Below are 14,405 nucleotides of genomic sequence, written 5' to 3' on the forward strand. Positions count from 1 at the left end.
TCCGAAGGCAGACGACCGCGGTTTTTTAGAACTGTTGCGTGAATTGCACACCGTAAACGCTAGCGCGGTTGCGATAGTCGGCGGAGTAGCCAGGAAGACCGCCACCAGCTGCTTTTCGTACTTCAGCAGTTTGCTCTTGAACATAGCTGTATGACGCATCAATGGTTTGCGTTGGTGTGAGCTTGTAGCCTGCACCTAAGCTGGCAATATAACGATCAGCACTGGGTAAGCGCACACTACGATCAGCTGGGGCAACAGGCGAGTTGTCGTATGCCAAGCCAGCACGCAGCGTTAAATTGTCATCACATGCATGAGTTAAACCAACGGCATAGCCAACACTGTCTTTCCAGTTGAAAGTTTCTGAGCGAGGGCCAAGTGTCGTATTAGCAACAGGTAGGTCTTTTAGTCGGCTCCAGCGTGTCCATGTAGCGCCTGCGTGAAGTGTGTTTGCATCATTTAGTTTGTGGCTAGCACTTACTTCAACACTTTCTGGCAATGTGATACTTGTTGACGCTGAGCCGCTGAGTGCGTTGCCGCCAGTTAATGTACCGCCTGAGGCTTTAATAGAGCCATCGTCAATTTTGTATTTAACTTTTGAGCGATAAACTAAACCAATCTGTGTGTCTGCAGACAGCTTGGCGTGAACACCGGCGTTGTAACCATAGCCAATATCATCGCCTTCAATTTCTACGATACCTGCACCGCCTGGTGTTGTGTCCTGGCTTAAGTAGGCATCAATCTTATTAATGGTTGGCCCGAAACCAACATTCACTTTGTCATTAATTTGATAACTAACTGCCGGCTGAATAGTCATGACTTCAACAGAGCTTTTATCGCCAAGGTGACGACCAGCAAACGTCGCCTCGTTATTGGTTTTCAAGCCATAGCTACCGTAGGCCGCAATACCCCATGCCCAACCGCCTTGATCACCTGAGGTGAAGTAGCCTGAGGGAATAAAGGCATGCGGTACGATATTGCCATCATTTGTGCCAGCTGAGGCAGGGGCACCAAGTGGCGTGAATGTGCCCGGTAGGCCACCATTGGCATTCTTAATCTTAGTCTTAGCATCAATAAACGCAGTTCCAGCAGTAGCCTGCGCATTTTTGAGCTCACCCATGGCAGCGGGGTTGTTGAACACTACCGAGGCATCGATGGCGCTGGAGGCGCGACCGGCGTTGGCGGTGCCCATAGCGGAAATACTTTGTTCGCTGAGCGTGAAACCGCCGGCGAAAGCGCTGCTGGTGCCAGCGGCGGCCACGATGGCCAGAACTAGAGGTTTGATTTTCATAGGAATATCCTTTTATAGCGACCAAGTGATGGACAAACCGAAGCGTAAACCCCGCACAGCATCTAGGCTGTTGTGCGTCGTGCAACATTTTGTAGCACTTTTGTGATGGTACGCCCACAGTCGGCCAGAGCGATGGCCGTTAATCGCGAATTTCCTACCGTTAAAACCGGAGAAACATCGCCCCTACGGTGCCTTATTAATAGTCAACAGAGCTTTTGGCAGTCGCCGCGAGAGCCATAAATACAGCAGCAGGGCTGGCACACCGGCGGCGGTTGAGAAGATAAAAAAGCCCGAATAGCCCATGCCGGTGACCATAAATCCGGACACGCCACCAATCAGCTTGCCCGGCAATGCCACCAGTGAGCTAAACAACGCGTATTGGCTAGCGGTGTATTCGCGACTCACCAGCATCGAGAGCCAAGCCACCGCGACCGAGCCGAGGAAGCCGCCGGAGAGATTTTCACCCCCTATCACCGCGATAAATACCGACAGGTTGCCGGGGAACCACGCCAGCACCACATAAAGCAAATTGCTGACCGCGCCCAGCAAAATCGCTACCAATAGCATGCGATGGGCGCCGTAGCGCACCACCGCCGCGCCGCCTAAAAACGCCCCAGCAATACCCACCCAAACGCCAAATAATTTCGACACGCCGGCAATTTCGGTTTTGCTGAAGCCAACATCCAAATAAAACGGCAGCGCCATGACGCCGAGCATTTGATCCGAGACTTTAAACAGGCCAATAAACAGCAGCAGGCCCCAGCCCAGGGCGCCGGCATAGCGCGAGAAGAAGTCGCGAAATGGGCCAACAATGCTGCTCGCCACAGAGCGCAGCAGGGGTTGATCATCGGCGGCGATGGCACTGGCCTCGACCTCGGGCTCCGGTGACAACAGCGTGACGATAATCGTGAACACCACGATCGCGGCCATGGCCTGATAAATCAACGACCACGGCAGATGGTCGGCCATGAGCAAGGCTGCTGCGCCAGAGATTAGCAGGGCCAAGCGATAGCCCAAGGTGTAGGTGGCGGCCAAGGCGCCTTGCACTGCCGGTGGCGCGATTTCAATGCGATAGGCGTCGACAATGACGTCTTGCGTGGCACCTGCCCAACCGGCAATGACGGTGAGGCCAACAAAGAGCATCAGCCCGCCGCTCGGCGTGAGCAGGCTCATCAGCAATAAGCACACCGCCAATAATGCTTGCGCGAAACTCAGCCAACCGCGGCGGCGACCGAGCCGATGTAGCACTGGTAGTTGCCAGCGATCGACCAGCGGCGCCCAAATAAATTTAAAGGCATAGGCGAGGCTGGCGAGGCTTATTAGGCCGATGCTTTCTAAGGAAACGCCGCTGTCTTTGAGCCACACCGAAAGTGTGCCGCCGACCAATAAAAACGGTAGGCCCGAGGCGAAGCCAAAAAGAAACATGGTGCGTGCGGCCGGCAGGCCAAAGGCGCGAATCAGTGAGGTGTTGCTGGCGTTAGTCATAACGATAGGAGGGTCCGATGGGCGACGAAGACCGTCTTTTAAATAATGTTGGTCAACACTCTAACGGCTCACCCTGTGATCGGCGACGCTTGTCGCACTTTTTTTGCAATTTGCCCTTGAAGCGCCGTTGTCCGCCCCCACCTTTGCATACAAGGCGAGATTCTGGCGCCACAGACTTTTGTCCGCTCATATGAGCATGTATTTCAAGCCCAAAACCTGGAGGTTTTATGAACATTCGTCCTTTGCATGATCGTGTGGTGATTCGCCGCATGGAAGAAGAAACCAAAACCGCTGGCGGCATTTTATTGCCCGGTTCAGCCGCTGAAAAACCCTCGCAGGGCGAAGTCGTCGCGATTGGCAACGGCACCATTAAAGACACTGGCGATGTGCGCCCGCTCGACGTGAAAGTCGGCGACAAAGTGCTGTTTGGTCAGTACGCCGGCAGCACCGTGAAGATCAATGGCGATGAGTTATTGATCATGAAAGAGTCGGAAATTTTTGCCGTATTGGGCTAATTCATTTAACTATTTTTGAGGAGAGTTACTCATGGCTGCTAAAGACGTAAAATTTGGTGATTCCGCCCGTGCTCGCATGATTGCCGGTGTTAATATTTTGGCCGATGCGGTGAAAGTGACCTTGGGGCCAAAAGGCCGCAACGTGGTCATCGATAAGTCCTTCGGTGCGCCGCACATCACCAAAGACGGTGTGTCGGTGGCGAAAGAGATTGAGCTGAAAGATAAATTCGAAAACATGGGCGCGCAGCTCGTGAAAGAAGTGGCCTCGAAAACCGCAGACATTGCTGGCGACGGCACCACCACAGCGACTGTGCTGGCACAAAGCATTCTCAACGAAGGCCTGAAAGCTGTTGCCGCTGGCATGAACCCGATGGACTTGAAGCGCGGCATCGACAAAGCCGTGCGCGCTGCCGTGGCGGAGATCAAAAACATCTCCACGCCGTGCACCGACACCAAAGCCATCGCGCAGGTCGGTTCGATTTCGGCCAACTCCGACACCACCATTGGTGAGCTGATTGCGCAAGCCATGGAGCGCGTGGGTAAAGAAGGCGTGATCACTGTTGAGGAAGGCTCAGGCTTCGAGGACACCTTAGAAGTCGTCGAAGGCATGCAGTTTGATCGCGGCTACATCAGCCCGTATTTCTCCAACAAGCAAGACACCATGACCGCTGAGCTCGACAGCCCATACATTTTGTTGGTCGATAAAAAGATCTCCAACATCCGTGAGCTGATTCCTGTGTTGGAAGCCGTGGCGAAATCCAGTAAGCCATTGTTGCTGATTGCTGAAGATGTCGAAGGCGAAGCGCTGGCCACTTTGGTGGTGAACTCCATGCGCGGCATCGTGAAAGTCTGCGCAGTGAAAGCGCCTGGCTTTGGCGATCGTCGTAAAGCCATGCTGCAAGATATCGCCACGCTGACGGCCGGTACGGTGATTTCTGAAGAGATCGGTCTGAGCTTGGAAAATGCCACACTCAATGACCTGGGCTCGGCTAAGAAGGTCGTGGTCTCGAAAGAAAACACCATCATTATTGATGGCTTAGGTCAGACAGCTGAGATTGATGCACGCGTGAAGCAAATCCGCATGCAAATTGAAGAAGCGACCTCCGATTACGACAAAGAGAAGCTGCAAGAGCGCGTGGCCAAATTGGCTGGCGGTGTGGCAGTGATTAAAGTTGGTGCGGCCACTGAAATCGAAATGAAAGAGAAAAAAGACCGCGTTGATGACGCCCTGCACGCCACGCGTGCGGCGGTGGAAGAAGGCGTGGTGGCTGGCGGTGGTGTGGCTTTGGTGCGCGCTGTGGCGGCATTGGAGTCGCTGCGTGGTGATAACGAAGACCAAAATGCCGGTATCAACATTTTGCGTCGCGCCATGGAAGCGCCATTGCGCCAAATCGTCACCAACGCTGGCGAAGAAGCCTCAGTGGTGCTCAACAAGGTCAAAGAAGGCACAGGTAACTTCGGTTACAACGCCGCCTCGGGCGAGTACAGCGACATGCTCGCCATGGGCATCTTGGATCCAGCCAAAGTGGCTCGTTCGGCGCTGGAAAACGCCGCATCGGTCGCCGCGCTGATGTTGACCACCGAAGCGATGATCACCGATGCGCCAGAAGATAAATCGTCGGCTCCAGCCATGCCCGATATGGGCGGCATGGGTGGTATGGGCGGCATGATGTAAGCATCGCCAAGTTGTGCTAAAAAAGCCCAGCCCTGCTGGGCTTTTTTTGGTCTAGCCATTAGGAAATGATTATGCCCAATCCGCCGTATATCGCCTGCCGTGTCAGTGACACATTGCCCGACGAAATTGCCGTCTTAAATGATCATTTGCAGCGCGGTAGCAAGGCCTCGCAAGCCAAGCTCGCTGGCCGCCTGATTACCGATGCGTCTTGCGACATCATCGATGCGTTTTTTGGCAATATCATTAAGCAAATGCTTGATGACACGGGCGAGGCTGGCTTTCGCGAAGCGCATGACGTGATTGAGGATATCAAAGGCAAGACCCGGCACTACCTTGGCTGGGTCACCGGCTTTTTTAGCAATGAGCGTTTGGCGCCCGTGGTCGCGCATTATCAAACCCTGATTATTCGCATGGACACCGAGGACGGACCGCGCGCGCACTTGTGCTTCGGCATTAGCGAGGGCTTGGCGCGTGACTCGGCAGCATCACTGGCGAGTCTGCGCGACCCGGCTACTACCGATTTGCGCCCTGGCGTGGAGGTGCTGATTCGCGTGATCGATGAGGCCTTGCAGCCGCTCTTGCACATCCCAAAGCAGCGCATGAAATTCAATTTTGTTGTCGATAAAACGCTCAATGGCGTGATCGCCGTGACCATGGCGCTGGCGTATCGGAGCTTTCGCAAGCTCGGCACGCAGTTGCCGCCCGAGCATTTCAGCCGTGTCGCTGATCATTTAGAGCAGTTTTTTCACGCCAAATAAAAACGCCCGCTATAGCGCTTAGCGGGCGTTAAGGCGAGTGCTCTGGCGTTAGCCTCTGTACGTCGCGCCGTGGTTAAGCGGCGCTGGCCATGGCCTGTGTGCGCACCAAGCGTTGCATATGTGCGGCCAAAATAGGCTGATGCTCAGCCGGCAGATGATCGGCAATTTTGCGCAAGCTGCGATACGCCGCGGTTTGCATCAGCGAAATCACGCCGCTCAAGGTTTTATCCACAACAAAATTAAATTTCATCAGCTTTTTCGGCGTGATGAGCAGCTCTTTCATGGCTACATCGATCACCTCAATGAGCACTTCAATGGCCTCGTGCGGGCTACTCGCTTGTGCGGCTTGCAGGTCGGGCAGCAGCGCTTCAACGCGTGCGGCCAACGCGGGCGGGCAGGTAAAGGCGATAAACGGCTGCGCGCCATCGGCGGTGCTGAGCTCATGCATCATGCCGGCATAATGCTCAACGGCAGGGCGGATGCGGTCGTTGCTGAAAAAGCTCGATGCCCAGCCTAAGTAGTGGGTCAGCTTTTCGTTGATTTCGCGTACCATGGCACGGCCACTGCGATAGCTGTGCTCGTTTTCATTGGCAGCGACCAAGGCATTGAAGAGTTCAGTAAATAGCGTGTCGAGCAGCTCGGAGGCGGCGTTTTGCATGAGCTCAGTGGCCATGGCGCCTTGCGGCTCTTTGGTTTTGGCGGCCAAACGCGCTTGCAGGGCGGAGACTTCGGGCGGCAAGCTGGGGTTGGTCGGGTAGGCGATGCAGGGCATGGCCAAAGTAGACAGTGACATAATGAAACCTGTGAAGAGCAAAATTAAGCCGCGCAGACTAGCAATGATTGCTTAGACATTGGTTGAAAATTGACAGATTTTTGGCGAAAAATTAGACATATGAATGTCGGATTTTCGCTCTGTAACGCGCTAATGGCGTGGCCGGACATAACAAGGTAAGTGACATGAGCAAAGATAAATTAGTGATTTTCGACACCACCATGCGAGATGGCGAGCAAAGCCCCGGCGCCTCGATGACACTCGATGAAAAAGTCCGCATCGGCAAAGCCTTGGAGCGCTTGCGGGTGGATGTCATTGAGGCCGGTTTTGCGATTGCCTCGCAGGGCGATTTTGAGTCGGTGCGAGCAGTCGCTGCGGCGGTGAAAGATTCGCGCATTTGCTCACTGTCGCGCGCCCGTGCCGAAGACATTGATCGCGCCGCCGAGGCCTTGAAGCCCGCCAATGCTGGACGCATTCACACGTTTATTGCGACCTCACCGATTCATATGAAATACAAGCTCCGCCAAGCGCCCGATGCCGTGCTCGAAAGCGCCGTGCGGGCGGTGAGGTACGCGCGCAATCTGGTCGAGGATGTGGAGTTCTCCTGCGAAGATGCCGGCCGCTCGGAGATCGATTTTCTCTGTCGCATCATTGAGGCGGCGATCGATGCCGGTGCGCGTACCATTAATATCCCCGACACCGTTGGCTATGCCATTCCTGGGCAATTTGGCGACACCATTGGCCAACTGCTCGCGCGCATCCCCAATGCCGACAAGGCTGTGTTCTCTGTGCATTGCCACAATGACCTCGGCCTTGCCGTGGCCAACTCGCTGTCGGCGGTGATGCAAGGCGCGCGGCAGGTCGAATGCACCATCAATGGCCTCGGTGAGCGTGCTGGCAATGCCGCGCTTGAGGAGATCGTCATGGCGGTGAAAACGCGCCCGGATTTATTTCCGGTGGAAACCACCATTTGGACACCAGAAATCGTCCCGACCTCTCGCTTAGTCTCCGGCATTACCGGCTTTCCGGTGCAGCCCAACAAAGCCATTGTCGGCGCTAATGCCTTCGCGCATGAGTCGGGTATTCATCAAGATGGCGTGCTCAAGCATCGTGAAACTTACGAGATCATGCGTGCTGAGGACGTGGGTTGGGGCGCCAATAAAATGGTGCTCGGCAAGCATTCCGGCCGCGCCGCTTTTCGCGCTCGCCTCGACGAACTGGGTATTCCTGTCGGTAGCGACAACTCACTGAACCAGCTCTTTGTGCGCTTTAAGGAGTTGGCCGATAAAAAGCATGAAATTTTCGATGAAGATATTCATGCCTTAGTTAGCGATGCCCAGCCCAATGCCGTGGAAGTCTTTAAGCTCGCCAGCCTCGAGGTAACCTCGAAAACCGGCACCAAACCGGAAGCACGTTTAACACTCAGCGTTGATGGTGCCGAGAAAGCCGTGACCGCCACCGGATCAGGCCCGGTCGATGCGACGTTTCGAGCCATTGAGGCGGTGGCAAATTCAGGCACCACGCTGGAGCTGTATTCGGTCAATGCCATCACTAGCGGTACCGATTCGCAAGGCGAGGTCACTGTGCGGCTGAGTCAGGCGGGGCGCATTATCAATGGCCATGGCGCCGATACCGACATTGTCATTGCCAGCGCCAAGGCCTATTTAAATGCGCTGAATTTGCTGCGTGGCGGCGTCTCACGCGCACATCCGCAGGGCGAGGCGATCTAAGCATGCAACAGGCTTTGGCTGAGCCGCGTCGGCGCGCGTACTTGCAGGCCTTGGGTCTGGATTTGCTGTGGTCACGCGAGGTGTTGCCGGGTGCGGCGGCCTCGGAGCCGTGGCAAGCGCCGGTCAATGAGCCGGCTGCTGTGGTCTCGCCAAGCGCTGCTGTGGCACATGTGCCGTCACCCATCACCACGTCAACTGCCGAGCCGGTCGCGTTGCCCGATGCGGCTCGTGCTGCCCGCGAGGCCCTGCGGACCAGTGCGCCAGCCACTGCTTCGGCAACCGTATTTGCTCAGCGTGTGCCAGAGCCAGCGGCTGTTGATACGTCGCCAATGGCTCATGCCGCGCCCACGACGGCGCGCTTTAGTCTGACCTTAATCGCGCTCAATGCCACTGAGCTGGCGCTCGTGGATCTCGATAATATGCCAGCGCTTGAGGGCGCCGAGGCACAGCTGTGGCAAGCCATTTGCCGAGCCTACGGCTGGCAGGCGCAGGCCAATCACGCGGCACAATTTCATTGGCCAATTCCCGGCTTGGCGGCAACCACCACGGCCGCTCGCGAGGCGCTAGCGGGCTGGTTAGCGACGCAGTGCCCTGAGTCTAAAACGCACGTTGTGTTTGGTGAGGCGCTGAGCCAGTTCGTCTCGTTACCGCATCAATGCTTCCCGAGCTTGTCGACGTTATTGGCTGAGCCGATGCGCAAAAAAGCCCTGATGGTGACGCTCGCTGAGACACGGGGGTGATTTCATTTCGCACAATGACACCTGCCGATTTGCCGGCCGTGTTGGCGATTGAGCAGCACTCGCATCCCAGCCCGTGGCCGCTTCGTGGCCTTGAGGAATCTTTAGCGGCGCATCGCAGCGTGGTTATGTTAGATGCTCAGATGACTGTACTGGGCTTTGCTTTTGTGCAAAAAATTCTCGATGAAGCCCACCTGTTAGACATTGCCATCGAGCCGACGCGGCGCGGCAAAGGCTATGGCCGCCAGCTTATGCAACATCTGCTCAGCGAGGCCATGCCCGCCGATATTGCGCACTGGTTTCTTGAGGTGCGGGCATCAAACAGCGCGGCCATTGCGCTCTACAGTTCACTCGGTTTTAATGAAATGGGCCTGCGTCGCAACTACTATCGCGATGCGCAGGGCAGTGAGGATGCGGTGCTGATGGCGTATACTGTGTAGCTGAATTTTTCGAGCGAACACACGCCCATGAGCTTCACCGAACAACTTGCCGCCGAGGTCGCCTCGCGCCGCACATTTGCCATTATCTCTCACCCCGATGCCGGCAAAACCACCATCACCGAAAAGCTGCTGCTTTGGGGTAAGGCCATTCAGGTGGCTGGCACCGTGAAGTCGCGCAAATCCGACCGCCATGCGGCATCAGATTGGATGGCCATGGAGCAGCAGCGCGGCATTTCCATCACGACCTCGGTCATGCAGTTTCCCTACCGCGATGCCACCATCAATCTGCTCGACACGCCCGGTCACGAAGACTTCTCTGAAGACACCTATCGCACGCTGACCGCTGTGGATTCGGCGCTGATGGTCATCGATGGCGCTAAAGGTGTGGAAGATCGCACCATCAAACTGATGGAAGTCTGCCGCCTGCGCGACACGCCGATTGTCTCGTTTGTCAACAAGCTCGACCGCGAGATTCGCGACCCCATTGAGCTGCTCGATGAGATCGAGTCGGTGCTCGGCATTGAGTGTGCGCCGATTACGTGGCCCATTGGTGCCGGTCGTGATTTCAAGGGCGTCTACCATTTAGTGGAAGACCGTTTTTATCTCTTTAGCCAAGGTCATGGCCACGAAATTATCCCTGATCGCTGTATTGATGGCCTGAATAATCCCGAGGCTGATGCCATCCTTGGTGATCAGGCCGCTGAGCTGCGCGACATGCTCGAATTAGTGCAGGGTGCCAGCCACAGTTTTGACTTAGCGCTGTTTCGCGCAGGCAAACAAACGCCGGTATTTTTTGGCACGGCGCTGGGTAATTTTGGTGTCAATCATGTGCTCTCGGGCTTTGTCGATTGGGCGCCAACGCCATTGGCGCGACAAGCTGCGCAACGCGTGGTTGAGCCGACTGAGCCGGGCTTTTCGGGCTTTGTGTTTAAGATTCAGGCCAATATGGACCCTAAGCATCGCGACCGCATTGCGTTTTTGCGCATCTGCTCGGGGCGTTATCAAAAGGGCGTGAAGATGCAGCATGTGCGCCTTGGCAAAGAAGTGCGCGTAGCCGATGCATTAACCTTTTTAGCAGGCGAGCGTGCGCATCTGGAAGAGGCCTGGCCGGGTGATATTATCGGCCTACACAACCACGGCACCATTCAAATTGGTGACACTTTTACCGAGAACGAAACCCTGCAATTTTTAGGGATTCCGCACTTTGCACCGGAGATGTTTCGCCGCGTGCGCCTGCGCGATCCGTTAAAAAGTAAGCAGCTGCAAAAGGGCTTGAAGGAGTTATCGGAAGAGGGCGCAACACAAGTCTTTATGCCGCAAATCAATAACGATTTGATCTTGGGCGCAGTGGGCGTGCTGCAGTTTGATGTGGTGGCCTTTCGCCTGAAGGAGGAATACAAAGTGGAGTGTGTCTACGAGCCGGTCAACGTGGCCACCGTGCGTTGGATTCAATGTGCCGATGAGCGCAAACTCAATGAGTTTAAGAAGAAAGCGCACGATCAACTCTCGCTCGATGGCGGTGGGCATTTGACCTATTTGGCCCCCTCGCGCGTGAACTTACAGATCATGCAAGAGCGCTATCCCGATATTATTTTTTCGCCAACCCGAGAGCACTGATGACACGTTTGCTTTTGCCGATTGCATTATTGCTGAGCCTAGTGGGCTGCGAACGTAGCCCAGAGCCTGCCGCCCCCGCGATCGATGTTGTCACGCCACCAGCGCCGCCGCCCGCCACCACGGCAGCGCCTGCTGAGCTACAAGCGCGCGCGATTCGTTTCACCTTAAAAGACACCACCGGCTGTGATGATCGTTGCGCGCGCTTTGAGGCGGACTGGCTGGAGTTTCCGCAGCAGCCTGCGCTGAACCGCTTAGTGCTCGATCATGTCAGCGCTCCCGAGGCTGACTCCACCAAGTCGGCGCTTACCCGTCAGGGCCGTGAGTTTTTACGCGATGCCATGGAGGCGCAAGAGCCTTGGGAGCAGATTTTTAAGGTCAATATGATCCCCGGTTTGGGCGATGTGTCGGTGATCGAAGTTGTCGCCTACAGCTACACCGGCGGCGCGCACGGCATGACCACTATCAGCACCTTGAATTTTGATCGGGCGACCAATCAAGTGCTGAGCTTGAGCGATATTATTCAGCCCGAGCGCGAATCTCAATTTTGGCAAATCGCTCGCCGCGCGCATGAGCAATGGATTAATGCACAGGACGATCCCGCCAGTTTCGATGGCTGGCCATTTGTTCCCACATCGACTTTTTTGCTCACGCCCGACGCCCTGCAGCTGCAATACGACCCGTATGCCATTGGGCCGTACTCCATGGGCTCGCCGCTGATTAGCATTGCTTACGAGCGCCTGCAGGATGTGCTGCGCCGTGAGTACCTGCTCGAGCGCTAAACCATGCAGTGGCCGCTACTCGATAGCCACTGTCATCTCGACGCGCTAGCGTTTGACGGCGACCGCGAGCAGGTCATGCTTGCCGCGTTGAGCCAGGGTGTGCAGGGCATTGTGGTGCCGGGCACGCATGCGCATTCATGGCCGACGTTATTGGCGCAGTGTCGCTCGGCCAGCGCCCTGCACTTGTGGCCTGCCTGCGGCTTGCATCCGCTATTTATTGCTGAACATACCGACGCTGATCTCGATACATTAGCGATGCATTTGCGTGATGACTCTGAGCTGGTGGCGGTGGGCGAGATTGGCTTGGACCGCTATGAGGCGGCGCTGATCACGCCGGCGTTGTGGCGTAAGCAACAGCAGTTTTTTGAGCAGCAACTGGTGCTAGCTCAGCAGCATGACAAGCCAGTGATCATTCATGCGCGTCGTGCACATGCGGAGATTATGCGCTGCATTCAGCGTGTGGGATTTCGGCGGGGTGGTGTGGTGCACGCGTTTTCAGGAAGCCTTGAGGAAGCACGGCGTTATATTGCTCATGGCTTTGTGCTCGGGCTGGGTGGCGCGCTGACCTATCCACAAGCGCGCCGTTTGCGGGAGATTGCCACGCGGATCGACCTGACGCATTTGCTCATAGAGACGGATGCGCCGGACATGGTGCCGTGGTCATATCGTGATCATCATGCCGATGGCCGCGTGCGCCAAGTCGGCGAGCGAGTGCGTAATAGCCCGGCGTATTTGCCCGCGGTTTTTGAGACGTTCTGCCAGTTACGGCCCGAGTCGCCCGAGGTATTAGCGCGCGCGTTTTGGGCTAATACCCAGCGCACCTTTAATCTACCGCTGGCACCGTTTTCTTCACCTCAGCGGGCGTGATGACCGGATCAAAACTCTCCGCCTGTGACATCTTCCAAAACAGTTGATAGACCCGGTGCTGCGGGCAATGTTGCAGCAGCTCGCCGGGCTGCAAATACGGCACCAACGCGGAGACGAGCGCGACTTCATTGACCGATACACGCCGAACAATATGGTGCGGCCGCAGCTGATTGGGGTGCGTTAAGCCCGCGGCGCCGGCAATTTCGCCGAGGGCCTTGAGCGTGTTGTGATGAAAATAGTACACGCGATTACCTTTGTCTTCGGGGTCGAGCGCGCGTTGGCGCAACCAGCTTTGCGTGGCCACGCCGGTCGGGCAGCGGCCGGTATGACAGGTTTTTGCCATCAGGCAGCCAAGCGCAAACATAAATCCACGCCCCGAGTTGCACCAGTCGGCGCCGAGCGCCAAGGTTCGAGCAATATCAAAGCCTGAGATGATTTTCCCAGCGGCCCCGAGCTTCACGCGATCACGCAGGCCTAAGCCCACCAAGGTGTTGTGAGCAAGCACCAAGCCCTCATGCATGGGCGTGCCGAGGTGGTCAGTAAACTCGGCTGGGGCTGCCGCCGTGCCGCCCTCCGCGCCATCAATGACAATATAGTCCGGCGTAATATTGGTCTTGATCATGGCCTTGCAAATGGCAAAAAATTCCCATGGGTGGCCAATGCAGAGCTTGATGCCCACCGGCTTGCCCCCCGATAACAGACGCAGCTGCGCAATAAACGCCATCAGCTCGATGGGTGTGCTAAAAGCCGAATGGCTCGATGGCGAGACGCAATCCACGCCCACCGGCACGCCGCGCGCCTCGGCAATCTCGGGTGTCACTTTCGCCGCCGGCAAGATGCCGCCATGCCCAGGTTTGGCGCCTTGGCTGAGCTTGATCTCGATCATTTTCACTTGCGGTGAGGTGGCGCCTTCAATGAAGCGCTCGGCGCTAAAGCTGCCATCGTCATGGCGGCAGCCAAAATAGCCACTGCCAATTTCCCAGATCAAGTCGCCGCCGGGCTCGCGGTGATAGCGGCTGATCGAACCCTCGCCGGTGTCGTGGGCAAAGTTGCCGAGCTTGGCGCCTTTATTGAGCGCCAAAATGGCATTGGCGGAGAGCGAGCCATAGCTCATGGCCGAGATATTGTAGAGCGATAGCGAATAGGGTTTGGCGCATTGGCCCTCACCGATCATGACGCGGAAGTCAGTGTCTTTGATGTGCTTGGTGTGAATGGAGTGATTGATCCATTCGTAATCGTCGCCATAGACGTTGGCGAGTGTGCCGTAAGCGCGTTTATCCACGACATTTTTGGCGCGCTGATAGACCAAGTTGCGCTGCGCCCGGGAAAATGGAATTTCCTCGGTATCGGACTCTAAAAAGTACTGACGAATCTCCGGCCGTATAGATTCAAATAAGAAACGAAAATGCGCCAAAATCGGGTAATTTCGGCGAATAGCCTGCTTTTTCTGCACAAAATCGAGTGTGCCGAGTAGCGTCAAACCACCCAACACCAATAGCGGTGTGGTGCCGATGAGCGGGTAGAGCCAAAACAGCAGCAGCGAGGCGACAAAACCTAAGCCACTGAGCAGCCAAGCCAAATAGCGAAATGGCATGATGGCGCGAAGAAAGTGCATATTGGCATCCTGCAAAGCGAGATCTTTCTACGCTAGCAGAAAAAAGCGCGAAGACTTGTACCGATTAGGTACCCGTCTTCGCGCTTAGTCGGAAATCAGCGCCGAGATGCCCGGCGCTTGATCTCAC

The 14,405-nt window shown here is 56.0% G+C and carries 13 protein-coding genes; 9 read left to right on the plus strand and 4 right to left on the minus strand.

Annotated features, from left to right (window positions below; all coding sequences use genetic code 11):
* Positions 1-25: 25 nt before the first annotated feature.
* Entirely contained in the window at positions 26-1,288 is a 1,263-nt protein-coding gene (locus DFR26_RS06665; RefSeq protein WP_116208199.1) for an OmpP1/FadL family transporter, read from the minus strand.
* A 183-nt stretch (positions 1,289-1,471) separates the two neighbouring features.
* Positions 1,472-2,773, minus strand: coding sequence for an AmpG family muropeptide MFS transporter (locus DFR26_RS06670; protein WP_220375733.1), 1,302 nt, complete (start codon positions 2,771-2,773; stop codon positions 1,472-1,474).
* Positions 2,774-3,000: 227 nt separating this feature from the next.
* Here DFR26_RS06670 and DFR26_RS06675 point away from each other — a divergent pair, with 227 nt between their 5' ends.
* The 3 genes from DFR26_RS06675 to DFR26_RS06685 all read left to right on the plus strand — a co-directional run bounded on the left by DFR26_RS06675 (position 3,001) and on the right by DFR26_RS06685 (position 5,721).
* Positions 3,001-3,288, plus strand: coding sequence for a co-chaperone GroES (locus DFR26_RS06675; RefSeq protein WP_116208200.1), 288 nt, complete (start codon positions 3,001-3,003; stop codon positions 3,286-3,288).
* Between the two features lie 31 nt (positions 3,289-3,319).
* Positions 3,320-4,963: a chaperonin GroEL gene (gene groL / locus DFR26_RS06680; protein ID WP_116208201.1), complete on the plus strand. Its 1,644-nt coding sequence runs from the start codon at positions 3,320-3,322 to the stop codon at positions 4,961-4,963.
* Positions 4,964-5,034: 71 nt separating this feature from the next.
* Positions 5,035-5,721, plus strand: coding sequence for a hypothetical protein (locus DFR26_RS06685; protein ID WP_147300275.1), 687 nt, complete (start codon positions 5,035-5,037; stop codon positions 5,719-5,721).
* A 73-nt stretch (positions 5,722-5,794) separates the two neighbouring features.
* On the opposite strand, the gene DFR26_RS06690 is transcribed toward DFR26_RS06685, so the two are convergent.
* Positions 5,795-6,514, minus strand: coding sequence for a hypothetical protein (locus DFR26_RS06690; RefSeq protein WP_116208203.1), 720 nt, complete (start codon positions 6,512-6,514; stop codon positions 5,795-5,797).
* Between the two features lie 164 nt (positions 6,515-6,678).
* Between DFR26_RS06690 and DFR26_RS06695 the strand changes: the two genes are divergently transcribed.
* The 6 genes from DFR26_RS06695 to DFR26_RS06720 are packed head-to-tail and all read left to right on the plus strand — an operon-like array spanning position 6,679 to position 12,663.
* On the plus strand, positions 6,679-8,223 hold the full coding sequence (locus tag DFR26_RS06695; RefSeq protein WP_116208204.1) for a 2-isopropylmalate synthase: 1,545 nt from the start codon (positions 6,679-6,681) through the stop codon (positions 8,221-8,223).
* A gap of 2 nt (positions 8,224-8,225) precedes the next feature.
* Complete coding sequence (locus DFR26_RS06700) at positions 8,226-8,963, plus strand: hypothetical protein (protein ID WP_116208205.1); 738 nt, start codon at positions 8,226-8,228, stop codon at positions 8,961-8,963.
* 14 nt (positions 8,964-8,977) lie between these two features.
* A complete protein-coding gene (gene rimI / locus DFR26_RS06705) occupies positions 8,978-9,400 on the plus strand; it encodes a ribosomal protein S18-alanine N-acetyltransferase (RefSeq protein WP_116208564.1) in 423 nt (140 codons plus the stop codon).
* Positions 9,401-9,427: 27 nt separating this feature from the next.
* Entirely contained in the window at positions 9,428-11,017 is a 1,590-nt protein-coding gene (locus tag DFR26_RS06710; protein WP_116208206.1) for a peptide chain release factor 3, read from the plus strand.
* Entirely contained in the window at positions 11,017-11,796 is a 780-nt protein-coding gene (locus DFR26_RS06715; RefSeq protein ID WP_116208207.1) for an RsiV family protein, read from the plus strand. Before DFR26_RS06710 ends, DFR26_RS06715 begins: the two co-directional genes overlap by 1 nt.
* A 3-nt stretch (positions 11,797-11,799) precedes the next feature.
* Positions 11,800-12,663, plus strand: coding sequence for a TatD family hydrolase (locus tag DFR26_RS06720; RefSeq protein ID WP_116208208.1), 864 nt, complete (start codon positions 11,800-11,802; stop codon positions 12,661-12,663).
* Here DFR26_RS06720 and DFR26_RS06725 read toward each other — a convergent pair.
* Positions 12,620-14,278 carry an FMN-binding glutamate synthase family protein gene (locus tag DFR26_RS06725; protein WP_245953036.1) on the minus strand — a complete coding sequence of 553 codons (1,659 nt, stop codon included), beginning with the start codon at positions 14,276-14,278 and terminating at the stop codon, positions 12,620-12,622. The two genes, DFR26_RS06720 and DFR26_RS06725, sit on opposite strands and share 44 nt — an antisense overlap.
* Positions 14,279-14,405: the final 127 nt, after the last annotated feature.

Origin of the sequence: Paraperlucidibaca baekdonensis (assembly GCF_003387535.1) — a bacterium.
GTDB classification, from domain to species: domain Bacteria; phylum Pseudomonadota; class Gammaproteobacteria; order Pseudomonadales; family Moraxellaceae; genus Perlucidibaca; species Perlucidibaca baekdonensis.